Source organism: Citrobacter sp. Cu096 (assembly GCF_030332285.1).
GTDB classification, from domain to species: domain Bacteria; phylum Pseudomonadota; class Gammaproteobacteria; order Enterobacterales; family Enterobacteriaceae; genus Citrobacter; species Citrobacter meridianamericanus.
On record NZ_JAOWID010000019.1, the window covers coordinates 236100 to 260349 of the forward strand.

Consider the following 24250-nt stretch of genomic DNA (forward strand, 5'->3'; position numbering starts at 1 on the left):
ACAATTTCATCGATGCAACATTCATATTTATATAGTAATATATAAAATCATATATATATTGGGCTTTGCGATGAATAAATTACAACTCAAACACCGGGAATTGAAGATTATCTCGGTAATCGCTGCCAGTGAGAACATCAGCCACGCAGCGACCATCCTCGGCATTGCGCAAGCCAACGTCAGCAAATATCTTGCTGATTTTGAATCAAAAGTAGGGTTAAAAGTTTTCGACAGAACCACCCGACAACTCACCCTTACTCCGTTTGGCAAGGCACTGCTTCCCTACATCAACGACATGCTGGACAGAACCGAACAGCTGAATAATTTCATTGCTGATTATAAGCATGAAAAAAGCGGGCGAGTCACAGTTTATGCGCCAACTGGGATAATTTCTTACTTATCACAAAAAGTTATTGCAGAAATAAAAAACATTGGCGGTATTTCTCTTACACTAAAAACATGTAATCTGGAACGTAAAGCATTTTATGAAGGCGTTGATTTTCCGGATGATTGTGATGTTTTAATTACCTACGCTCGTCCAAAAGATGAGTCATTGGTTGCGAGTTTCATAACGAAATATGCAGTGATGGCTTTTGCCAGTCCGGAGTATCTCAGAAACCATCCTATTAACTGCCCCGAAGACCTTGAACACCACTCCTGTATCTTGATTGATTCAATGATGATTGACGATGCAAATATTTGGCGATTCACCACTCTCGAAAGTAAGGAGATGCGCGACTATCGTGTGACAGGGAATTACGTTTGCGATAATACGCAGTCCGCACTGGCACTGGCACGTAACCATCTTGGTATTGTTTTTGCGCCAAATACCAGCGTACAGCAAGATATTGAAGCCGGACTGCTGGTTCCGTGCTTCACTGAACAATATGAATGGTGGCTGGATCTGGTGGCCATTTTCCGCAAACGCGAATACCAGCCCTGGCGAGTACAGTTTATTCTTGATGAGATGTTGGGGGAAATTCGCCGGCAGCTTACTCAGTCGCAGAAACAGCAGACTGAGTAAGCAAAATAGCCTGATTTTAATGATCGAGATACAGGTAATGCACCCAACTGGTCATGCGCAACAAGACCTTGCGCATGACTGACACATGTTCGAAGTGGTCTGAATAAACGGCGACCTGCGCGTAAATCCCATCAGGTAACGCGCTAACCTCCGCATTATCATTCAGCTCAATCGTGGCAATCACACCTTCCGAACCGGGCGTGGAATTTAAAGATTGCAGCGCCCCGTTCGACTGGTATGTGCCGCCCGGCACTGCCGGACTAATCGCAGCCAGTTTACCGCGAAATACCTTACCCGGCAGCGCGTTAAACACCACTTCAGCTTCATCACCTGGTTCCAGACGCAGCAGCGAGTTTTGACGGAACTGGGCGATAATTTGCCGTTTTTGATCCGGGATAAACACCATCACCGGACGCATCGGTAACGCAGCGGCATAGGTTCCGGGACGCATCAGCACCTGCGTAACGTAACCATCGCTGGGCGCACGAACCACGGTTTGATCCAGATTGAATTCCGCCTCAGCCAGTTGTGCCTTCAGGCTGGCAATTTGCGAATTCTCACCCATTATCAGGCTGTCTAACTGGCTTTGTATTTGCTGCTGCTCTGCGACAGAGGATTTCACCGACGCTTCCTGCGCCAGATAGTTTTGCCGCGCCGCATCGATATCGCGTTCAGAAAAAGGATTCACCTTCGCCTGACTCCCCTGCACATAACGCTGGTAATCTTTCGCCAGCTTGTCACGGGTAGCCTTAGCCCGCTGCGTGTTGGCTTTCATTTCGTCCAACTGCGCCACCAGCGCCTGCTCTTTATGTTGTGCTGTAACAATATCGGCTTTCAGGCGATCAACCCGTGCCTGATAACGCCCCGGATTAAGCTTGAACAGAACTTCGCCTTTTTTAATCAGCGTATTCTTCTTATCCGTCACTTCCGTTACTACACCCGTTACCTGCGGCACTACGGGAATAGAAATTACCGCCTTTTGCGCCTTATAGGTATACGGATGGTTATAATTCATCAGTAGTATCAGTCCACAAACAATGAATATACCGCCCAATACCGCAGTGGGCACGGTCCATTTGTTGACAGGTATTTTAAATATTTTAAATATTGACCACGCACACGCCACATAGGTCAAAACGATCAGTAAATCCATCGATATTACTCCGCCGGAGAGGTCTTAACCTCACCCAGTTTCTTTTCCAGATCAGCTACCCGTTCCTGCAGTTGAATAAGGGAAGAATCAGCGCTCTGCATCCCCCAGCCTCGCTCCGGGCGATACAGTGTTGCCCAGATCCACAAAAAAGGCCAAATAACATGTAAGGTGAACAAACTCACCCAGCCCGCAACATGTATTGCGTCGGCATGAGGATGGTTACGTTTTTTTGCAATCAGGTAGGGAATATCATGCAGAATAATAACCCCATAAAAAATGACCAGGAATACAAAAACAAGCACTCCTAATGCAAAATAATCAAGAAACATATTTGCCTCAGAGATTGAAATAACAAATAAGAATTCTATTTAGATTAACAAATAGATTGAATGATAGTAGATGAGTATGTATATGAAGTGCAATTATCTTATTTATATAACGACATATGGGTTTATATATAACTGAAGAATAAAGATATGCCCGGCGCAAAACCGGGCAATAAGTGATGAGAAATTAAAACAGCCCCAGCGGTTTATCCGAGTAGCTCACCAGCAGGCACTTGGTTTGCTGATAATGCTCAAGCATCATCTTATGCGTCTCGCGTCCGATGCCCGATTGCTTATAACCGCCGAACGCCGCATGTGCCGGGTAAGCGTGGTAGCAGTTGGTCCATACACGCCCCGCCTGAATCCCACGGCCCATCTTGTACGCCAAATTACCGTTACGGCTCCAGACGCCAGCGCCTAGCCCATATTGAGTGTCATTGGCGATTTCCAGCGCCTCTTCCATGGTTTTGAAGGTCGTGACGGCCAGCACCGGTCCGAAGATCTCTTCCTGGAAAACTCGCATGTTATTCTTGCCAAACAGAATGGTCGGTTCGAGGTAGTAACCCTCTTTTAACTCGCCATCGAGGAGCTTGCGCCGCCCACCGGTGAGAACATCTGCCCCTTCTTTCTTACCAATGTCGATGTAATTCAGTATAGTTTCCAGTTGACCATGCGACACCTGCGCACCCATCTGCGTCACACTGTCTAACGGATTACCGCTACGAATACTCTCCACGCGGCGAATGGCTCTTTCCATAAAACGTTCGTAAATGGATTCCTGTACCAGCGCACGGCTCGGACAGGTACACACTTCGCCCTGGTTGAAGGCAAACAGCGCAAAACCTTCCAGCGCTTTGTCAAAAAACGCATCTTCTTCATCCATCACGTCAGCGAAGAAGATGTTGGGTGATTTCCCACCCAGCTCCAGCGTCACAGGGATAATGTTCTGCGTGGCGTACTGCATGATCTGCTGCCCAACTTCCGTTGAGCCGGTAAACGCCACTTTCGCAATGCGTTTAGACGTCGCCAGATACTCACCAATTTCCCCACCCGCGCCGTTTACCACGTTCACCACGCCAGGTGGGAGCAGATCGCCGATAACGTCCATCAGCAGCAGTACGGACAGTGGCGTCAGGCGGGCAGGTTTAAGCACTACGCAGTTACCCGCTGCCAGCGCAGGCGCCATCTTCCAACTGGCCATCAGCAAGGGGAAGTTCCACGGAATAATTTGTCCTACCACACCGAGAGGTTCATGGAAGTGATAAGCCACGGTCTCGCTATCAACTTCGCTTATTCCCCCTTCCTGCGCACGAATACAGGAAGCGAAATAGCGGAAATGATCAATCGCCAGCGGCACGTCTGCCGCGCTGGTTTCACGGATGGGTTTACCGTTATCCCAGGTTTCTGCCGTCGCCAACAGTTCCAGGTTTTGCTCCATACGGTCGGCGATTTTGAACAGAATCGCCGCCCTGTCCTGCACGGATGTTTGCGCCCACTTGTCTTTTACTTTGTGCGCGGCATCCAGTGCCAGATCGATATCCTTTTTGCCGGAAGAGGCCACTTCGCACAGTAATTGCCCGGTTACCGGCGTCAGGTTTTGGTAATACTCGCCGTCCACAGGGGCGACCCAGTCACCACCGATAAAGTTATCGTATCGGGCTTTTAACTTCAGAGGGTAACCATACTCGCCGGGATAAATACGCGTTGAAGGGGGGTTGTTGGTCATGACCGTCTCCTTGCTGTAGGGGTACTACAAGGGTAGACGGGGCTGGCGAATTATTCGCCAGCCATTTAATGCTTTACGACAGGTATCACGAATTACATGGCAGCGCGATAAATCGCCATGATTTCTTCATGAGTCGCCTGAATCGGGTTAGTGAAGCCGCAGGCATCTTTCAGGGCATTGGTCGCCAGTACGGCAATATCCTCTTCCTTCACGTTCAGCTCACGCAAACCAGCCGGAATATTCACTTTCTGCGCCAGTTCGCGGATCGCCGTAATGCAGGCTTCTGCCCCTTGCTCTGCGCTCAAACCAGCAACGTTCACGCCCATTGCCCCTGCGCAATCGCGCAGGCGAGCGGCAGCTACTTTGCTGTTGAAGACCTGCACATGTGGCAGCAACACAGCATTACATACGCCGTGCGGCAGATCGTAGAAGCCACCCAACTGGTGCGCCATAGCGTGTACGTAACCCAGAGAGGCATTGTTAAAGGCCATGCCCGCGAGAAACTGCGCGTAAGCCATGGCTTCACGCGCCTGAGCATTGCTGCCCTCTTCAACGGCGACCGGCAGGTTTTGTGTAATCATGGTGACCGCTTTCAGCGCACACGCATCGGTAATTGGCGTGGCGGCAATTGACACGTAGGCTTCGATAGCGTGGGTCAACGCATCCATACCGGTAGCCGCCGTCAGAGACTTCGGCATGCCGACCATCAGCGAGGAGTCATTAACCGACAGCAGCGGCGTAACGTGCTTATCGACAATCGCCATTTTAATGTGGCGTACTTCATCCGTAATGATACAGAAACGGGTCATTTCTGATGCCGTGCCCGCGGTGGTGTTAATGGCGATCATCGGCAACTGCGGTTTTGCAGAACGGTCTACACCTTCGTAATCGCGAATATCGCCGCCGTTAGCGGCCACCAGAGCGATACCTTTCGCACAATCGTGCGGAGAACCGCCGCCGAGAGAAATAACGCTATCACATTCGTTTTCTGTCAACATTTGCAGGCCAGCGGCAACGTTGCTGGTCGTGGGATTAGGATGCGTACCGTCGTAAATTACGCTGAAAATATCACGTTCCTGTAATGCCTTTTGAATCTCGCCAGCCATACCTAATTTCGTCAGCATGGCATCCGTGACAATCAGCGTACGGCGAAAACCATATTCCGCCATTGTATTCATTGCGTCTTTTAATGAATCAGCGCCAATTACATTCACGGAAGGAATAAAAAATGTTGAAGCAGCCATTGTACGATCCTTAATTACTCTAAAGAGTCAGGAAGCATACGAGTGAAATATCCAACAAAATATGATCGTGGTTGTTATTTTAATAACACCCACAATTAAAAAGCACATTAGGTTCATAATCTAATGTGCTTATTTCTTTCAATATCTATTTTGTATTAATTCATTTAATTCCTGAATTAATTGTTTCATTACTTTTCAGGGAACAGTAATGCATCGCGTAATAAATGATCATTTCCCCGACGACGCGTAAAACCAATGCGGTCAAAATATTCCAGAATCTGAATAGCCAATTTTCGTCCAACGTTAAGCCTGTCGCGGAAATCGGCAGCACAGGTCGATCCTTTCTCCTGATCCAGCTCGCGGATCATATTGGCAAAAGCCACAATCCGATCGTTACGGTAATAGCGATCTTTAACGATCGCGGTGATGATGCCTTGCTGCGCCGCTTGCCGTAACGCCATACGCATTATCTGCTCATCCGTACCGGTCTGTTTTGCCAGATCGCGTACCCACCATGGCTCATCACCAAAAAGTGATTCTACTTTTTGCCAGATAGCCTGCTGCTCATCGCTAAAACCGGCCTTATGATCGGGCAAATGCAGCCAGCCATGATGACTATGGATGACGCCGCTCTCACGCATCTTTTCAATCAGCAGCAGCACCAGTGCTTCGTCTTCCATTGGTAAAGCCATCCGGCGCAGGCGTTCGCGCCCAGGTCCTGGCTCATCACGGTGCTGGTCGTGGTAAGTCGCCAGCGTATCGAGGATTTTGCGCTGCCAGCGTGCGGCAACGGTGGCATCCAACAGACTGTATCCCGCCTGAATAAAGCCATGCTGCTCAATCAACGGACGCATGCCGTTACCGTTGAGCTGACGCGACCATGCGAAGTCGGGAATATTCACCGCTCCACGCGTCAGATGTAGAGCCAGGGCGTCACCGTCACTTTGCGACTTCTCCAGCGCCGCCAGCCATTGTAAATACTCCGGCTTACGCTTCCCGCGACGCGGCGGATTGAGCGTTACCACGCGGGCGCCAGCCAGCGTCGTGCGGGCCGAAATATCGCGCAGCACCAGACGATCGTTATCGGCGAGCCAGAGCGGCGTATCAAACACCAGTTCCGCCAGCGTCCCTTCAAGCAGCGAGATTCTCCCGGTAACGTGGCTGGCAGCGTGGTGAATATGCAGAGGTTGCCACTGCATCAGCGGTGCCGCATGTTCTAAAGAGACAATCACGCGGGTAAACGCCTCTGGCGGCGCATCAGAAAGCAGCCAGTCGCCGCGGTTAAGTTCTTCTTTTTGCGCATCACCGGCAATATTCAGCGCAATACGTTGCCCCGCCTGTGCGCGATCGGTGGCGTGATTTTGCGCATGCAGACTACGTACGCGCATCGGTTTGTTGACGCCGGTGAGCCACAACGTGTCACCGACATTCACTTCACCGCTAAGCGCCGTCCCGGTCACCACCAGCCCCGCACCTTTGACCGTAAAGGCACGGTCAATCGCCAGGCGAAAGCTGCGATCGCAGGCATGCTCACGCGACGTCAATTGCAGCAAATGATCGCGTAGTTCTTCGATTCCACGGCCTTCACTGGCGGCCGTCACAAACAGAACCGCATCCGCGAAGCCATAGTTCTCAAGTGTGGTGTGCACCTCGGCACGCACCGCCTTGATGCGAGCTTCATCCACGCGATCGGCCTTGGTGAGCGCCACGGTGATCTGAGGATTGCCCGTCAACTGCAGAATTTGCAAATGCTCACGCGTTTGCGCCATCACGCCGTCATCACACGCCACCACCAGCAGCGCATGGTCGATGCCGCCAACACCCGCCAGCATGTTAGACAGAAACTTTTCGTGTCCGGGCACATCGATAAATCCCAGTATCCGCCCGTCCGGCTGCGGCCAGTAGGCATAGCCGAGATCGATGGTCATGCCGCGTTTTTTTTCTTCCGGCAGACGGTCGGCGTTCACGCCGGTAATCGCCTGTAATAACGTTGTTTTTCCGTGGTCAACGTGTCCGGCGGTTGCAATAATCATTTCAGCATCATCTCCATAAACCGGGTCTCGTCTTCAAGGCAGCGCAGATCCAGCCACATACGGCCATCATAAATTCGGCCAATGATCGGCACGGGCAGCGCACGCCAGCGGGCGGCCAGTGCGTCGAGGCGGCTACCGCGCCCGTCATGAGGGGTAAAGGTTAATGCTGCGCTGGGCAGCCTATCAACCGGTAGCGAGCCGCTGCCAATTTGCGACAGGCAAGGCATGACGTTCAAGGCAAATTCATCGCCGTAATGCTCAGCAAGCCGCGCCTGTAATTGTTGTGCCTGCGCGTGGACAGCCTCCTGCGAGCGAGTGAGTTGGCGTAACGTCGGCAACTTCTGCGCCAGCGCTTCCGGGTGCAGGTAGAGCCGCAGCGTCGCTTCCAGCGCTGCCAGCGTCATTTTATCAGCCCGTAATGCGCGTTTCAGCGGATGACTCTGTAAACGAGCGATCATCTCTTTTTTACCGACGATAATCCCGGCCTGCGGCCCGCCCAGCAGTTTATCCCCAGAGAAGCTCACCAGACTCACTCCAGCGGCAATCAGCTGTTGCGGCATCGGTTCCTGTGGCAATCCATACTGGCTGAGATCGACCAGCGAGCCGCTGCCGAGATCCGCCACTACCGGCACATCCAGTTCCTGACCAATGGCGGCCAGCTCAGCCTCATCCACCGACTTCGTAAAGCCTTCTATGCTGTAATTACTGGTATGGACTTTCATCAGCAGACCGGTGTTTTCATTCACCGCCTGACGGTAATCTTTCTCATGGGTCCGGTTGGTAGTACCGACTTCGCGCAGAACACATCCGGCCTGACACATCACATCCGGAATACGAAACGCGCCGCCAATTTCCACCAGCTCACCGCGCGAAACGACCACCTCTTTACCGTTAGCCGTGGCGGCCAGCATCAGTAAAACCGCTGCCGCATTGTTATTGACGATACAGGCATCCTCCGCCCCCGTCAGACGGCAGAGTAGATCCGCCAGCGCCCGATCCCGATGTCCACGTCCGGCATCATCCAGGCTATATTCCAGCGTCACCGGCGTGCGCATTGCTTGCACCACCGCCTCGATCGCATCTTCGGCCTGCGACGCGCGCCCAAGATTGGTATGCAGCACCGTTCCAGTGAGATTAATCACCGGACGCAACGCGCTTCGCGATTCTCGTTCCAGACGGGCGCTGGCTTCTTGCGCCCAGTCCTCACACCATGCCGGGAGCGCGTGCGTGTCGCGAATCGCTTCTCGGGCTTCGTCGAGCATATGACGCAGCAGGTCAACCACCCGGGTATGACCGTGAGACTCACGTAAGGCTGGGAAGGCGCTATCGCGCAATAAACGATCGATAGCGGGAAGCTGGCTGTAGAGTGAACGCATGTCGGTTGTCATGAAAGGGCCTGGCTGTTGGTGGCCCTCTCCACCGTGGAGAGGGCTATCGATATAGGGAGGATTGTACCGTGACTTTGCTCAGGCGGACATACATGCACATCAAGCCTTTGGCGGTTCTGTGCGGGCAAAACTTTCGCGTTGAAAGAGCGTTTCCACCAGTTTGACCAGACGCGGGCGGTCCACACACCAGCCGGGTGCGACCCGACGGAAATTGAGATAACCGACGGCACAAGCAATCGCGATGGTAGCCAGGTTAACCGTATCCGTTTTCAGCGTACCGTCCGCCAGATAGCCTTCCAGCATATCCAGACTACGGGTAATTTTCTCTCGCTGGCGTAACAGTTCGGTTTCTGACTGCTGCGCGGCGGGGCGAGCCTGCTCGCGTACCGAGACTAATCCCGCATCCATAATACCGTCGGCCAGCGCTTCCAGTTGACGAACTTTGAGTGCCGCTAACGGTTCACGCGGCAGCATGGCTGGCGCAATATCCAGCAGCTCTATGTATTCTGCGATGATCGGAGAGTCAAACCAGTACTCACCCTCATCGGTGACTAACGCGGGCACTTTTCCTAGCGGGTTATAACGCGCCACGCCGCTATCCGCGTTATAAGGAAGTTCATTCACAAATTCGAAGGTGATACCCTTTTCCAGTAACAGAATAGAAATTTTACGCACAAAAGGGCTGGTATAGCTGCCAATGAGTTTCATGCCGGGTCCTTTTTGCCAACAAAAATATCAGTATGGCTCAGGTCGCCGTAAATGGCAGGTGATGACGATCTCAATGATCCAAATAAAGGTAATGCATCCAGCTGGTCATGCGCAGCAGCACTTTACGCATCACTGAAACGTGAGCGAAATGGTCGGAATAGACCGCCACCTGAGCATAGATACCGTCCGGCAGCGCATCCACATCGCCATTGGGATCCAGCTCAATCGTGGCCAGCACGCCATCGGTACCCGGCACTACAGTCAGAGACTGCAATGCTCCCTGGGCCTGATAAGAACCGCCCGGCACAACCGGCAGAATGCTGGTGAGCTTGCCGGAGAATACCTGGCCTGGCAGCGCGTTGAAGACCACTTCCGCTTCATCACCCGGTTTAAGACGCAACAACGAATTCTGACGGAATTGCGCCACGATTTGCCGCTTCTGTTCCGGAATAAACACCATCACCGGGCGCAGAGGCAGCGCGGCGGCGTAGGTCCCGGGCCGAATCAGCACCTGCGTAACATAGCCGTTGCTGGGGGCACGGACGATAGTCTGCTCAAGATTGTATTTGGCTTCAGCGAGCTGAGCGCGCAAAGACGCAACCTGAGATTGCTCCCCGTTGACCATACTGTCTAACTGGCTCTGAATCTGCGTCTGCTCGGCAACGGAGCCTTTTACCAGCGCATCCTGTGCCAGGTAGTTCTGCCGCGCGTTGTCGATATCGCTTTCAGAGAAGGGATTAACCTTCGCCTGGCTGCCCTTCAAATAGCGTTGATAATCTTTATACAGACGATCGCGTTCAGCGGAAACGCGGGTAGTATTGGCGACGGCTTCAGAAAGTTGGGCTTTCAAATTGTCGATGTTGTGCGTGGCGGTAACAAGATCAGCCTGCAGTCGATCCACTCGCGCTTGATAACGCACGGGATCGAGTTTAAATAACACCTCGCCTTTTTTAATTAGCTGATTATTTTTATCTGTCACCTCACTCACAATTCCAGTGACCTGCGGGGTTAGAGGAATTGAAATAACCGCCTTTTGCGCCGTAAAGGTATACGGATGGTTATAGTTCATTAATAAGATGAGTCCCGCCACAATAAACACTCCACCTAATGCGGCGGTGGCAAGCGTCCATTGGTTTACAGGAATACGGAATATTTTAAAGATGGCCCAGGCAAATGCCACGTAAGTCAGGACAATCAACAAATCCATGATCAAATCTCCGGAAAGGTGGAGTTATCGTCTTTTTTCTCCCCATCCAGTCTTTTTTCCAACTGGGTGATGCGCGTAGCCAGCGCGGCAACTTCAGGGTCAGGTTCCTTTCCGGTTGGCGTAATGTGTGACTGCATCCCCCAGCCTCGTTCTGGCTGATAGAGCGTGGCCCAAATCCACAGGAACGGCCAAATCACATGCAGTGTAAAAAGGCTCACCCAGCCCGCCGTATGAATGGCATCGGCATGGGGATGATTGCGCTTCTTAGCCATGTTATAGGGAATATCATGGATAGCGATGATTCCGTAAAACAGAACCAGAAAAACGAAGATCAGCACACCTAACGCGAAATAGTTTAGAAACATACCCGCCTCGTATTCACGCTAATCAGAGCTTTCAATTGCAGGCAGCCGAAAGGAGTCATGGCTGGTAATTTGAACATAATTGCAGTTAGTCATTTTCGCCATCCCATCAGGGTAAAAATTTGCAGGTTGACGGCTCGCGAGGTAGCAACAAGAAATGGATGATGAAACAGAATCCGCGCCAGATCACACCAGGAGAAATCCAGGCAAATATTTATTGCGAAGCAGATCACAAATACTCAACAAACAGCCAAAGCAAAAACGTGAACGAGTTCACATTTAAGTGTCTTTTTCAGCGCATTCTTGCGTAATGATGTTTTTTTATACTGGCAATTTGTGATCAAAATCACATTAAGCAATACCGTAAACCCTATATTTACGTGACATTGATCACACTAAAAGTCGTCGACTGGACAGTTGAACGATTCAGTGCCAGATTTCGCAGTATCTACAGGGTCCGGCTACCTCCTGCCGCTACATTAACAAACCTCGGGCTTTTAGCCTGCGCGACAGCAAACATAAGAAGGGGTGTTTTTATGTCATCCGATATTAAGATCAAGGTGCAAAGCTTTGGTCGATTCCTCAGCAACATGGTGATGCCAAATATCGGCGCGTTTATCGCGTGGGGTATTATCACCGCATTATTCATTCCGACAGGGTGGTTGCCGAACGAAACGCTGGCGAAGCTGGTCGGCCCAATGATCACCTATCTGCTGCCGCTGTTGATCGGTTATACCGGTGGTAAGCTGGTTGGCGGCGAGCGTGGCGGTGTGGTCGGTGCTATCACCACTATGGGCGTTATCGTCGGTGCGGATATGCCGATGTTCCTCGGCGCGATGATCGCAGGTCCGCTGGGCGGCTGGGCTATCAAACATTTCGATGGCTGGGTAGACGGTAAGATCAAGTCCGGTTTCGAAATGCTGGTGAATAACTTCTCCGCTGGCATCATCGGGATGATCCTCGCCATTCTGGCATTCCTTGGCATTGGCCCATTGGTTGAAGCACTGTCCAAAATCCTGGCGGCAGGCGTTAACTTCATGGTTGTCCATGACATGCTGCCGCTGGCGTCAATCTTCGTTGAACCGGCGAAAATCCTGTTCCTCAACAACGCCATCAACCACGGTATTTTCTCACCGTTGGGTATTCAGCAGTCCCATGAGATGGGCAAATCCATCTTCTTCCTGATTGAAGCTAACCCGGGTCCGGGTATGGGCGTTCTGCTGGCATACATGTTCTTCGGTCGCGGCAGCGCTAAACAGTCTGCAGGCGGCGCGGCTATCATCCACTTCCTGGGTGGTATCCACGAAATTTACTTCCCGTACGTGCTGATGAACCCGCGTCTGATCCTGGCCGTTATTCTCGGCGGTATGACTGGCGTATTTACACTGACTATCCTGAACGGCGGTCTGGTATCTCCGGCCTCTCCGGGTTCTATTCTGGCAGTACTGGCAATGACGCCGAAGGGCGCTTACTTCGCTAACATCGCAGCTATCTGTGCTGCAATGGCGGTCTCCTTTGTGGTCTCAGCCATTCTGCTGAAAACCAGCAAAGTGAAAGAAGAAGATGACATTGAAGCCGCAACCCGTCGTATGAACGACATGAAAGCGGAATCCAAAGGCGCATCTCAGCTGGCAGCGGGTGACGTTACCAACGACCTGAGCCATGTGCGTAAAATCATTGTTGCCTGCGATGCCGGCATGGGTTCCAGCGCCATGGGTGCGGGCGTACTGCGTAAGAAAGTGCAGGATGCCGGTCTGTCTCAGATTTCCGTCACCAATAGCGCGATCAACAATCTGCCGCCGGATGTGGATCTGGTCATTACCCACCGTGACCTGACCGAACGCGCTATGCGCCAGGTTCCGCAGGCACAGCACATTTCACTGACCAACTTCCTCGACAGCGGTCTGTACTCCAATCTGACCGAACGTTTGGTCGCTGCGCAGCGCCACAACGTGAACGAAGAGAAAGTCCGCGATCACCTGAAAGACAGCTTTGAAGAGGGTGATACCCACCTGTTCAAACTGGGTGCGGAGAATATCTTCCTTGGCCGTAAAGCCACCAACAAAGAAGAAGCGATTCGCTTTGCCGGTGAGCAATTGGTGAAAGGCGGCTACGTTGAGCCAGAGTACGTCGAGGCGATGCTGGACCGCGAAAAACTGACCCCAACTTACCTCGGCGAGTCCATCGCTGTACCGCACGGTACGGTTGAAGCCAAAGACCGCGTGCTGAAAACCGGCGTGGTATTCTGCCAGTATCCAGAAGGCGTACGTTTCGGTGAAGAAGAGGACGATATCGCCCGGCTGGTCATTGGTATCGCTGCACGTAACAACGAGCACATCCAGGTGATCACCAGTCTGACTAACGCGCTGGATGACGAATCCGTGATCGAACGTCTGGCCCATACCACCAGCGTGGATGAAGTTCTGGAGCTGCTGGCGGGTCGTAAGTAAACCCCGTTGCCCGATGGCGCTACGCTAATCGGGCCTACGGTTTCCTCTCCCGCAAGGGAGAGGGTTTGGGTGAGGGGAAATCTATGCAGTCCCTCACCCCAGCCCTCTTGGGTAAAAACATTAATGAAGGTTAATACTATGAAAGCATTACATTTTGGCGCAGGTAATATCGGTCGTGGCTTTATCGGCAAACTGCTGGCGGACGCGGGGATACAGCTGACGTTCGCGGATGTAAACCAGGTCGTGCTCGATGCCCTGAATGCCCGTCATAGCTATCAGGTTCATGTGGTCGGTGAAAACGAGCAGGTTGATACCGTTTCCGGCGTCAACGCCGTAAGCAGTATCGGCGATGATGTCGTCGACCTGATTGCTCAGGTAGATTTAGTCACCACCGCCGTCGGTCCGGTCGTGCTTGAGCGTATCGCTCCGGCCATCGCCAAAGGGCTGGTGAAACGCAAAGCGCAGGGTATCGTGACTCCGCTGAATATCATCGCCTGTGAGAACATGGTGCGCGGAACAACCCAGTTGAAAGGCCACGTCATGAACGCGCTGGCAGATGAAGACAAAGCCTGGGTTGAAGAACATGTTGGCTTCGTCGATTCCGCCGTAGATCGCATCGTTCCCCCTTCAGCTTCTGCAACCAACGATCCGCTGGAAGTCACCGTCGAAACCTTCAGTGAGTGGATTGTCGACAAAACGCAATTCAAAGGCGAACTGCCAAACATCCCGGGAATGGAATTAACTGATAACCTGATGGCATTTGTCGAACGTAAACTCTTCACGCTGAACACCGGGCATGCTATAACCGCGTACCTCGGAAAATTGACCGGTCATCAGACCATCCGTGACGCGATTCTCGACGAGAAAATCCGTGCAGTGGTTAAAGGTGCGATGGAAGAGAGCGGCGCGGTACTGATCAAACGCTATGGCTTTGATGCGGCAAAACATGCAGCATATATTCAGAAAATCCTCGGTCGCTTTGAAAACCCGTATCTGAAAGATGACGTTGAGCGCGTTGGCCGTCAGCCACTGCGTAAACTGAGCGCGGGCGATCGTCTGATTAAACCGCTGCTGGGCACGCTGGAGTACGGCCTGCCGCACGCGAATCTGGTCACCGGTATTGCAGCAGCGATGCATTATCGCAGTGAAGAAGATCCGCAGGCACAGGAACTGGCCGCGCTGATTGACGAAAAAGGTCCGCAGGCCGCGCTGGCGCAGGTTTCCGGTCTGGATGCCAATAGTGATGTGGTGGCGGAGGCGGTTAACGCATATAACGCGACCAAATGATTGAGAATGTGGCGCAGGTCAGCCTGCGCCCAAATGACAGATTGTCAGATATGCAGGCAATAATGGAACAAACGCAGGCCTTTGAAAATCGTGTGCTTGAGCGTCTGAATGCTGGCAAAACCGTACGCAGCTTCCTCATCACCGCCGTAGAACTGCTCACCGAGGCGGTGAATATCCTTGTGCTTCAGGTATTTCGCAAAGATGACTATGCGGTAAAATATGCTGTAGAACCGTTGCTTGACGGCGATGGACCGCTGGGCGATCTTTCCGTTCGTCTGAAACTCATTTACGGTCTGGGCGTACTCAGCCGCCCGGAGTATGAAGATGCGGAACTGCTGATGGCGCTGCGGGAAGAGTTAAACCATGACGGCAATGAATACGCGTTCACCGACGACGAGATTCTTGGTCCGTTTGGCGAACTTCACTGCGTGGCGGCACTCCCGCCGCCGCCGCAGTTTGATACCTCAGACTCAGGTTTGCACGCTATGCAGATCCAGCGCTACCAGCAAATGGTGCGCTCCACGATGGTACTTTCCCTGACTGAGCTGATTTCTAAAATCAGCTTAAAAAAAGCCTTTCAAAAATAAGAGCCTGCCGGCTTACTTCTCTTCCTGCTGCGGTCGATACAGCTGCCGATAGTACGCCAGACGTTGCAGATACAGCTGCGCGTTCTCCTGTGGTATTTCAGAAGGGACTACGTCGCGCGGCGGTGTTTTATTCAAATATTCGCGAAAAGCCTGGCTAGAAGCCATAAAATCGACCGTCTTATCAATTAAAGCCGAAACGTTCTCACCTATTTTCGCCATAATCTTCCCTCCTCCATGTATTAACCGCACCCAGCCTGTGCGGTTTCTCATTTAAGTTTAGGATCGGTTGGGCGATTATATTGAGGAAAACGTGCTTCGCTATAAACCTGCCAACAAAAAGCGCCATAGCCAATCTTATCGCTTAAAGTTCCTTATTAATCAAAAAAGTAGCATTACCATTAGCTGAATAATACTTACAGCATTTGATTATTTATCTTCGATGAGTTGTGAATAATCCCGCTCTGCGCGCATACTATAGGATATTCATCCTATTTTTATCAGAAGCTATCCTATGAAAGAAGTCGAAAAAAACGAAATTAAACGCCTGAGCGATCGTCTTGACGCAATCCGCCACCAGCAGGCTGACCTGTCCCTGGTTGAAGCCGCCGACAAATATGCCGAGCTTGAGCAAGAGAAAGAAACACTGGAAACTGAGATCGCACGACTGCGTGAAGTGCACGGTCAGAAGCTGAGCAAAGAAGCGCAAAAGCTCAGCAAACTCCCGTTCCGTCGTGCCATCACCAAAAAAGAACAGGCCGACATGGGCAAGCTGAAGAAGAGCGTGCGCGGCCTGATCGTCGTTCACCCGATGACCGAACTTGGCCGTGAAATGGGCCTGAAAGAGATGACGGGCTTCGCGAAAAACGAGTTCTAGTCTGCCACCGGGCAACACTCGCTTGCCCGGTTCTTCGCTTCCCCTCGCAATTGGCCCTACCAATTTCAGTCAGATCCTACCAACACCTCACATTTCATTAAAATGTGCGTACATTACCGTTGCCAACAAATAACATTTGATTAACCATTCATTGTCATTACCCTCCACAACAATATTGGCAGGGCCACTTTTACACATAATGTGACGAAGAGATGAGCACAGACTCATTGCATTATGTCAGCGGCCCCCAGGAGACCTGCAATGAATCTCTGGCAACAAAACTACGACCCGGCCGGTAACATCTGGCTTTCAAGCCTGATTGCCTCGCTACCTATTCTGTTCTTTTTCTTCGCGCTGATTAAGCTCAAGCTGAAAGGCTATATTGCGGCATCGTGGACGGTGGTGATCGCGTTGTCGGTCGCCTTATTGTTCTACAAAATGCCGGTCGATCACGCGCTGGCTTCTGTGGTGTACGGTTTCTTCTATGGTCTGTGGCCGATTGCCTGGATCATTATCGCCGCGGTATTCGTCTATAAAATCTCGGTAAAAACCGGGCAGTTCGACATTATCCGTTCGTCGATTCTCTCCATCACTCCTGACCAACGTCTGCAAATGATCATCGTGGGCTTCTGTTTTGGGGCGTTTCTGGAAGGTGCCGCTGGTTTTGGTGCGCCCGTCGCAATTACCGCTGCGTTGCTGGTTGGCCTCGGCTTTAACCCGCTGTATGCGGCAGGGTTATGCCTGATTGTGAACACCGCGCCGGTGGCGTTTGGTGCAATGGGTATTCCAATTCTGGTTGCCGGTCAGGTCACCGGGCTGGACAGCTTTGAAATCGGCCAGATGGTGGGTCGCCAGTTGCCGTTCCTGACGATTATCGTACTGTTCTGGATCATGGCGATTATGGACGGCTGGCGCGGCGTGAAAGAGACCTGGCCTGCGGTAATGGTCGCTGGTGGTTCGTTTGCTATCGCGCAGTACCTCAGCTCGAACTTTATCGGGCCGGAACTGCCGGACATCATCTCTTCTCTGGTTTCTCTGGTCTGCCTGACGCTGTTCCTGAAACGCTGGCAGCCAGTGCGCATCTTCCGCTTTGGCGACATGGGCGCTTCCCAGGTTGATCAGACGCTGACTCGCACCCGTTATACCGTTGGACAGGTGGTTCGCGCCTGGTCTCCATTCCTGTTCCTGACCGCCACCGTCACACTGTGGAGCATCCCGCCGTTTAAAGCGCTGTTTGCCCCTGGCGGCACGATGTACCACTGGGTGGTCAATATTCCGGTGCCATTCCTCGACAAACTGGTAGCCCGCATGCCGCCGGTGGTACACGAAGCCACAGCCTACGCGGCGGTGTACAAGTTCGACTGGTTCTCGGCAACCGGTACCGCCATTCTGTTTGCCGCGCTGCTGTCAATCGTCTGGCTGAAAATGAAGCCGTCTGCCGCTCTGCAAACCTTTGGCAGCACGCTAAAAGAGCTGGCGCTGCCCATCTACTCCATCGGAATGGTACTGGCATTCGCGTTTATCTCTAACTACTCGGGGCTGTCTTCAACGCTGGCATTGGCGCTGGCGCACACCGGCCACGCCTTTACCTTCTTCTCGCCGTTCCTCGGCTGGCTGGGGGTATTCCTGACCGGTTCAGACACCTCATCAAACGCACTGTTCGCGGCTCTGCAGGCAACGGCAGCTCAGCAAATTGGCGTCTCTGATGTACTGCTGGTTGCGGCGAATACCACCGGTGGCGTGACCGGTAAGATGATCTCCCCGCAGTCAATCGCCATCGCCTGTGCGGCCGTGGGGCTGGTGGGTAAAGAATCTGACCTGTTCCGCTTTACCGTGAAACACAGCCTTATTTTCACCTGTATGGTGGGTGTGATCACCACGCTGCAGGCCTATGTCTTAACCTGGATGATTCCATGATAGTGATGCCCAGACGCCTGTCAGACGAGGTCGCATCTCGTGTGCGGGCGCTGATTAAAGAACAACAGCTGGAGGCGGGCATGAAATTGCCCGCTGAGCGCCAACTGGCCATACAGCTCGGCGTATCCCGTAACTCACTGCGCGAGGCGTTAGCCAAGCTGGTAAGTGAAGGCGTGCTGATTAGCCGTCGTGGCGGCGGGACGTTTATCCGTTGGCAGCATGAACCGTGGTCCGAACAAAACATTGTCCAGCCACTGAAAAGCCTGATGGCGGACGACCCTGATTACAGCTTCGATATTCTCGAAGCCCGCCACGCCATCGAGGCCAGCACCGCCTGGCACGCCGCCATGCGCGCCACGGCCGCCGACAAAGAGAAAATCAGGCTCTGTTTCGAGGCCACACAAAGTGAAGATCCGGATCTCGCTTCACAAGCAGACGTTCGCTTTCACCTTGCCATCGCTGAAGCCTCGCATAACGTGGTGTTGCTACAAACCATGCGTGGTTTCTTCGACGTATTGCAGTCTTCGGTAAAACAGAGTCGCCAACGTATGTACCTGGTGCCGCCGGTGTTTTCACAGCTCACAGAACAACACCTTGCTGTGCTGGACGCGATTGTCGCTGGGGACGCCGACGGCGCGCGAAAGGCAATGATGGCGCATCTCAGTTTTGTCCATACCACCATTAAACGCTTTGATGAAGACCAGGCCCGCCAGGCGCGTATCACCCGTCTGCCCGGTGACCATAATGAAATTAGCAGGGAGAACAACACATGATTATTTCAGCAGCCAGCGATTATCGCGCCGCAGCCCAGCGCATTCTGCCTCCTTTCCTGTTCCACTACATTGACGGTGGGGCGTACGCGGAGCATACCCTGCGCCGTAACGTGGAAGATTTATCAGAGGTGGCACTACGCCAGCGCGTGCTGAAGAACATGTCAGATCTTAGTCTGGAAACCACCCTGTTTAACGAAAAACTGTCGATGCCAGTAGCCCTCGCGCCTGTCGGTTTGTGCGGCATGTACGCACGCAGGGGCGAAGTTCAGGCTGCCGCCGCCGCTGATGCCAAAGGCATACCATTTACGCTTTCGACGGTATCCGTCTGCCCAATTGAAGAAGTCGCCCCGACCATCAAGCGTCCGATGTGGTTCCAGCTTTACGTTCTGCGCGATCGCGGCTTTATGCGTAACGCCCTAGAACGCGCCAAAGCCGCAGGCTGCTCCACGCTGGTTTTTACCGTCGATATGCCCACGCCCGGCGCACGCTATCGTGACGCTCATTCAGGTATGAGCGGACCAAATGCGGCACTGCGTCGTTACTGGCAGGCAGTTACCCATCCACAATGGGCATGGGACGTTGGCCTGAAAGGTCGGCCGCATGATTTAGGCAATATTTCGACGTATCTTGGCAAGCCCACCGGCCTTGAGGATTACATCGGTTGGCTGGCGAATAACTTCGATCCGTCCATCTCCTGGAAAGACCTCGAGTGGATCCGTGAGTTCTGGGATGGCCCGATGGTGATCAAAGGGATCCTCGATCCAGAAGATGCCCGCGACGCCGTGCGCTTTGGCGCCGACGGGATTGTGGTTTCCAACCACGGTGGGCGCCAGCTAGATGGCGTGCTTTCTTCCGCCCGCGCGCTGCCCGCCATTGCCGATGCGGTAAAAGGCGATATCGCGATTCTGGCCGACAGCGGGATCCGCAACGGTCTGGACGTGGTGCGCATGATTGCGCTGGGTGCGGATAGCGTGCTGCTGGGCCGTGCTTACCTGTACGCGCTGGCAACCCACGGCCAGGCCGGTGTGGCGAATCTGCTGAACCTGATCGAGAAAGAGATGAAGGTGGCAATGACCCTGACCGGTGCGAAATCCATTAGCGAAATCAGCCGCGATTCACTGGTACAGGAACTGGGCAAGAGCCTGCCTGCCGCATTGGCTCCTCTGGTCCAGGGTGATGCCGCGTGAGGGTGAATTAAATATCTGTTATTCTGCCCCCCGTTATTAAGGGGGCAGTATGCTTAACATCGTTTTGTTCGAACCAGAAATCCCGCCAAATACCGGCAATATTATCCGTCTTTGCGCCAATACCGGCTTTCGTCTGCATATTATTGAGCCAATGGGCTTTACCTGGGACGACAAGCGCCTGCGTCGCGCAGGGCTGGATTACCATGAATTTACCGCCGTGCTGCGCCACCCTGATTATGCCACTTTCGTCGCCGCAGAAAATCCGCAACGTCTGTTTGCCCTGACCACCAAAGGTACGCCAGCGCATAGCGCAGTAAACTATCAGGATGGCGATTATCTGATGTTTGGCCCGGAAACACGCGGTCTGCCAGCCAGCATTCTCGACGCGTTACCAGCCGAACAAAAAATTCGTATTCCGATGATGCCGGACAGTCGCAGCATGAACCTGTCTAACGCGGTGTCGGTAGTGGTGTATGAAGCCTGGCGCCAGTTAGGTTATCCTGGCGCGGTATTGCGTAGTTGATTTGTGTCGGGTGCGGCTAACGCCTTATCCGACCTACGGCAGAATTTAACGTTTACTTTTCGAGCGTTATCGGCGCAGTCAGGTTGAACATGGACTGCGCGCAGTACGTGAGGATGGCGAGCACAGTCCTGGTTCAAGATGACAAGTAAGATAGCTCGAAATCAGATGCCATCGCCATACTCAAACGTATGATGTATCCCGTTGAAATGCTGATCCATATCCATAGACGGCTTATCGCTGTCAGGCTTGCCGACGATGCGCGCCGGAACGCCTGCGGCAGTAGTATGCGGGGGAACAGGCTGTAAAACGACGGAACCTGCGCCAATCTTCGCGCCACGCCCGACTTCAATATTGCCGAGAATTTTTGCTCCCGCACCAATCATCACACCTTCACGAATTTTAGGATGACGGTCACCGCCGGATTTACCGGTCCCGCCAAGCGTGACAGATTGCAAAATAGAGACGTCGTTTTCAATCACCGCAGTTTCACCGACCACAATACCGGTGGCGTGATCGAGCATAATCCCCCGGCCAATTTTTGCCGCCGGGTGAATGTCTACCTGAAAGCTAACGGACACCTGATTTTGCAGAAAGATCGCCAGCGCCTGACGCCCCTGGTGCCACAGCCAGTGACCGATACGATAGGCCTGAAGCGCGTGAAAACCCTTCAGATAAAGAAGTGGGGTGGAATATTTATCGACGGCCGGGTCACGCGTGCGCACCGCCTGAATATCACAAGCCGCCGAAGCAATCATTTCAGGATCGGCCGCGTAGGCCTCTTCCACGACTTCTCGAATCGCAATGGCAGGCATGATCGGAGAAGCGAGTTTATTCGCCAGCATATAACTCAGCGCACTGCCGAGGTTTTCATGCTTGAGCAGCGTTGCGTGGTAAAAACTGGCTAGCATTGGCTCACATTCCGCCAGTGCCCGGGCTTCCGCTTTAATGTTTTTCCAGACGATATCCAGTTCTTCACACGGCATTGCATACTCCAGAAGGTAGCAAAACGACCAACCCGTTCTACGCGGGTCGGGTCGTTAGATTGAAACGGTTCCTTACGGCTAGTGGCTGCTTCGCTCGTCCTTGCGCGCACGACCTAATAACGTCAATGCTGCCTCGCGCGCATTTTTTCCGCAATACAATACTTGATAAATTTCCTCGGTTATTGGCATCTCAACACCAAAACGGTGCGCCAATTCACGAACTTCTTTCGTATTGCGATAGCCTTCAACCACCTGACCAATCTTGTCCTGCGCGCCCTGCACGTCCATACCCTGGCCGAGCATCATGCCAAAACGACGGTTACGCGACTGGTTGTCGGTACAGGTCAGCACCAGATCGCCTAAACCCGCCATCCCCATAAAGGTGGCAGGATCGGCACCCAGCGCCGCGCCAAGGCGAGACATTTCGGTCAGTCCACGGGTGATCAATGCGGTTCGCGCATTCGCGCCGAAGCCGATGCCGTCAGACATCCCCGCGCCAATAGCAATAACGTTTTTCACCGCGCCGCCAAGCTGCACGCCAATGAAATCCGGGTTGCTGTAAACGCGGAAGCTTTTACCGCAGTGCAGCAACTGCTGGAGATCGTCAGCAAAGGTGTCGTCCGTCGAGGCCAGAGAGATCGCCGTCGGCATACCTGCTGCCAGCTCTTTGGCGAACGTCGGACCGGAGATGACCGCCAGTGGAATAGCATCCCCCAGCGCTTCGCGTGCGACGTCCTGCAGCAGACGTCCCGTTTCCGCTTCCAGACCTTTTGTCGCCCAGACCAGCCTCGCGTCAGGACGCATCAGCGGTTTGATGTTACGCAGCACTTCGCCAAAGACGTGGCTCGGCACCACCACCAGAATATTACGACTGGCGGCCAGCGCAATGGCTAAATCACTTTCCAGGCGCAGCGTTTCGGGAAAAGGCACATCAGGAAGGAACGCGACGTTGCAGCGATCGTGCTCAAGGGTCGCGATATGTTTCGGATCATGGCCCCACAGGACAACCTGATGGCCATTTCTTGCCAGGGTGATGGCAAGAGCGGTGCCGTACGAGCCGGCACCAATCACAGTCATTGAAGCATTACTTTGGTTCATCAGGCATCCTGATGTTCTTCAGTACCTTCGCCAGTCTGCTGCTGTAAATAGTTCATGAACAGCGCATCAAAGTTGACCGGCGCAAGGTTCAGTTGCGGGAATGTACCGCGTGAAACCAGGCTGGTGATGCATTCACGAGCATACGGGAACAGAATGTTCGGGCAGTATGCGCCAAGGCAATGCGCCATCTGAGTCCCTTCAATACCACTGATGGAGAAAATACCGCCCTGCTGAACTTCGCACAGGAACGCAGTTTCTTCACCCAGGGAAGCCGTTACGGTGACACGCAGCACTACTTCATACACATCATCTGCCAGTTGGGTAGAGGCGGTATCAAGATCAAGTTTAACCTCTGGCTGCCAATCTTTCTGGAAAACATGCGGTGCATTTGGCGCTTCGAAAGATACATCCTTGGTATAAATACGTTGGATCTGGAAAGCCATTTCAGTGTTATTTTGTTCTGACATGTTGAGAAAACCCTTTAGTGTTGTCCTTTAAATACTATCCGTACGCCTTAACGCAGCAGGGGATCAAGTCCACCACGCGCATCCAACGCATACAAGTCGTCACAACCACCAATGTGCTGTGCATCAATAAAAATCTGTGGAACCGTTGTACGGCCACTGCGCTTGATCATCTCTTCACGCTTCACGGCATCGCCGTCAATCGGAAGTTCCTGGAAACTCACCCCCTTGCTGTTCAACAGCGCTTTTGCACGATGGCAAAACGGGCAGGTTGCTTTGGTATAGATCTCAATATTGGCCATGACTTATCTCCAGTGTTCTTTTACCCTGCAGGATAAAAACGGCGGGTAAATTACTTGCCGCGAACCAGTGGCAGATTCTCACCACTCCAGCCCGCTACGCCGTCTTTCAGTACAGATACCTGCTCAAAACCGGCTTTAATCAGCGCAGTTGCTGAATCCTGGCACTGCATACCAGAGCCATCAACCACAATAACAGGTTTGTTTTTGTGTTTTTCCAGCTCGCCAAAATTGTTGGCTTTGATTTCGCTCGGCAGCAGGTTAGTAGAGCCTGCGATATGACCTTTGCGGAAGTCGTCGCGCTGACGTAAATCGACGATAACGGCGTCTTCTTTATTGATGAGACGTGTAGCTTCGCCGCGCGTAATCACCTTCACTTTTGAGGTCAGGCTCTTAAACGTGGTAAACAATACAGCCGCCAGTAACGCAATCCAGGCGATACTCAAGACAGGGTGGCGACTAACAAATTGCATAATTTCTTGCATGGGGGGTAACAACTCCCGACTCAGTGATTAAAAAAACCAGGAAAGGAGTATACCTGCGCGTTGGCGCAAATACAGCCAGAGCGTGCATTGGATTGCATTTTTGCGGGGCGCTACGGAAAAAAAAATGTAAATCAGTGTTCACCCTGGCACGC

The 24250-nt window shown here is 52.7% G+C and carries 24 protein-coding genes; 9 read left to right on the forward strand and 15 right to left on the reverse strand.

Annotated elements, in window-relative coordinates; all coding sequences use genetic code 11:
* Positions 1–70 precede the first annotated feature (70 nt).
* Entirely contained in the window at positions 71–1024 is a 954-nt protein-coding gene (locus OGX99_RS05160) for a LysR family transcriptional regulator (RefSeq protein ID WP_151216971.1), read from the forward strand.
* Between the two features lie 16 nt (positions 1025–1040).
* On the opposite strand, the gene OGX99_RS05165 is transcribed toward OGX99_RS05160, so the two are convergent.
* From OGX99_RS05165 to OGX99_RS05205, 9 genes are all read right to left on the reverse strand, one after another.
* On the reverse strand, positions 1041–2177 hold the full coding sequence (locus OGX99_RS05165; RefSeq protein ID WP_187253860.1) for an HlyD family secretion protein: 1137 nt from the start codon (positions 2175–2177) through the stop codon (positions 1041–1043).
* 5 nt (positions 2178–2182) lie between these two features.
* A complete protein-coding gene (locus tag OGX99_RS05170; RefSeq protein ID WP_187253861.1) occupies positions 2183–2506 on the reverse strand; it encodes a DUF3302 domain-containing protein in 324 nt (107 codons plus the stop codon).
* A 184-nt stretch (positions 2507–2690) separates the two neighbouring features.
* A complete protein-coding gene (gene aldB, locus OGX99_RS05175) occupies positions 2691–4229 on the reverse strand; it encodes an aldehyde dehydrogenase AldB (RefSeq protein WP_151216974.1) in 1539 nt (512 codons plus the stop codon).
* A 92-nt stretch (positions 4230–4321) separates the two neighbouring features.
* On the reverse strand, positions 4322–5473 hold the full coding sequence (gene yiaY / locus OGX99_RS05180; RefSeq protein WP_187259807.1) for an L-threonine dehydrogenase: 1152 nt from the start codon (positions 5471–5473) through the stop codon (positions 4322–4324).
* 188 nt (positions 5474–5661) lie between these two features.
* Complete coding sequence (gene selB, locus OGX99_RS05185; RefSeq protein WP_286542858.1) at positions 5662–7506, reverse strand: selenocysteine-specific translation elongation factor; 1845 nt, start codon at positions 7504–7506, stop codon at positions 5662–5664.
* Positions 7503–8894, reverse strand: coding sequence for an L-seryl-tRNA(Sec) selenium transferase (gene selA, locus OGX99_RS05190; protein ID WP_151216980.1), 1392 nt, complete (start codon positions 8892–8894; stop codon positions 7503–7505). The genes selB and selA overlap by 4 nt, the downstream gene beginning before the upstream one ends.
* A gap of 99 nt (positions 8895–8993) precedes the next feature.
* A complete protein-coding gene (locus tag OGX99_RS05195; RefSeq protein ID WP_075145483.1) occupies positions 8994–9602 on the reverse strand; it encodes a glutathione S-transferase in 609 nt (202 codons plus the stop codon).
* Between the two features lie 70 nt (positions 9603–9672).
* On the reverse strand, positions 9673–10809 hold the full coding sequence (locus tag OGX99_RS05200) for an HlyD family secretion protein (RefSeq protein ID WP_151216984.1): 1137 nt from the start codon (positions 10807–10809) through the stop codon (positions 9673–9675).
* A 2-nt stretch (positions 10810–10811) separates the two neighbouring features.
* Entirely contained in the window at positions 10812–11174 is a 363-nt protein-coding gene (locus tag OGX99_RS05205; RefSeq protein ID WP_151216985.1) for a DUF3302 domain-containing protein, read from the reverse strand.
* A gap of 533 nt (positions 11175–11707) precedes the next feature.
* Between OGX99_RS05205 and mtlA the strand changes: the two genes are divergently transcribed.
* From mtlA to mtlR, 3 genes are all read left to right on the forward strand, one after another.
* Complete coding sequence (mtlA, locus tag OGX99_RS05210; protein WP_151216986.1) at positions 11708–13621, forward strand: PTS mannitol transporter subunit IICBA; 1914 nt, start codon at positions 11708–11710, stop codon at positions 13619–13621.
* 138 nt (positions 13622–13759) lie between these two features.
* A complete protein-coding gene (gene mtlD, locus OGX99_RS05215; RefSeq protein WP_286542863.1) occupies positions 13760–14908 on the forward strand; it encodes a mannitol-1-phosphate 5-dehydrogenase in 1149 nt (382 codons plus the stop codon).
* Positions 14905–15495 (forward strand): mannitol operon repressor MtlR, encoded by a 591-nt coding sequence (gene mtlR / locus OGX99_RS05220; RefSeq protein WP_151216987.1) that lies wholly within the window; start codon positions 14905–14907, stop codon positions 15493–15495. The genes mtlD and mtlR overlap by 4 nt, the downstream gene beginning before the upstream one ends.
* 12 nt (positions 15496–15507) lie before the next feature.
* Here the strand turns inward: mtlR and OGX99_RS05225 are convergent, their stop codons facing one another.
* Positions 15508–15714 (reverse strand): hypothetical protein, encoded by a 207-nt coding sequence (locus tag OGX99_RS05225; protein WP_151216988.1) that lies wholly within the window; start codon positions 15712–15714, stop codon positions 15508–15510.
* A 292-nt stretch (positions 15715–16006) separates the two neighbouring features.
* Here OGX99_RS05225 and OGX99_RS05230 point away from each other — a divergent pair, with 292 nt between their 5' ends.
* From OGX99_RS05230 to trmL, 5 genes are all read left to right on the forward strand, one after another.
* Positions 16007–16369, forward strand: coding sequence for a YibL family ribosome-associated protein (locus OGX99_RS05230; RefSeq protein ID WP_151216990.1), 363 nt, complete (start codon positions 16007–16009; stop codon positions 16367–16369).
* Between the two features lie 261 nt (positions 16370–16630).
* Positions 16631–18286, forward strand: a complete 1656-nt coding sequence (lldP, locus tag OGX99_RS05235; protein WP_151224000.1) for an L-lactate permease — start codon at positions 16631–16633, stop codon at positions 18284–18286.
* The gene (lldR, locus tag OGX99_RS05240) at positions 18283–19059 is read left to right on the forward strand and encodes a transcriptional regulator LldR (protein WP_151216993.1); all 777 of its coding nucleotides are present in this window, start codon (positions 18283–18285) and stop codon (positions 19057–19059) included. The genes lldP and lldR overlap by 4 nt, the downstream gene beginning before the upstream one ends.
* A complete protein-coding gene (gene lldD / locus OGX99_RS05245; RefSeq protein ID WP_252838566.1) occupies positions 19056–20246 on the forward strand; it encodes an FMN-dependent L-lactate dehydrogenase LldD in 1191 nt (396 codons plus the stop codon). The genes lldR and lldD overlap by 4 nt, the downstream gene beginning before the upstream one ends.
* 49 nt (positions 20247–20295) lie before the next feature.
* Positions 20296–20769: a tRNA (uridine(34)/cytosine(34)/5-carboxymethylaminomethyluridine(34)-2'-O)-methyltransferase TrmL gene (trmL, locus tag OGX99_RS05250; protein WP_151216997.1), complete on the forward strand. Its 474-nt coding sequence runs from the start codon at positions 20296–20298 to the stop codon at positions 20767–20769.
* A gap of 161 nt (positions 20770–20930) precedes the next feature.
* On the opposite strand, the gene cysE is transcribed toward trmL, so the two are convergent.
* The 5 genes from cysE to OGX99_RS05275 form a co-directional block, all read right to left on the reverse strand.
* On the reverse strand, positions 20931–21752 hold the full coding sequence (gene cysE / locus OGX99_RS05255; RefSeq protein WP_151216999.1) for a serine O-acetyltransferase: 822 nt from the start codon (positions 21750–21752) through the stop codon (positions 20931–20933).
* Between the two features lie 78 nt (positions 21753–21830).
* The gene (gene gpsA / locus OGX99_RS05260) at positions 21831–22850 is read right to left on the reverse strand and encodes an NAD(P)H-dependent glycerol-3-phosphate dehydrogenase (RefSeq protein WP_151217001.1); all 1020 of its coding nucleotides are present in this window, start codon (positions 22848–22850) and stop codon (positions 21831–21833) included.
* Entirely contained in the window at positions 22850–23317 is a 468-nt protein-coding gene (gene secB / locus OGX99_RS05265; RefSeq protein ID WP_096759097.1) for a protein-export chaperone SecB, read from the reverse strand. The genes gpsA and secB overlap by 1 nt, the downstream gene beginning before the upstream one ends.
* A gap of 47 nt (positions 23318–23364) precedes the next feature.
* A complete protein-coding gene (gene grxC / locus OGX99_RS05270; RefSeq protein WP_003024152.1) occupies positions 23365–23616 on the reverse strand; it encodes a glutaredoxin 3 in 252 nt (83 codons plus the stop codon).
* Between the two features lie 50 nt (positions 23617–23666).
* Positions 23667–24098 (reverse strand): rhodanese-like domain-containing protein, encoded by a 432-nt coding sequence (locus OGX99_RS05275; RefSeq protein WP_005120473.1) that lies wholly within the window; start codon positions 24096–24098, stop codon positions 23667–23669.
* Positions 24099–24250: the final 152 nt, after the last annotated feature.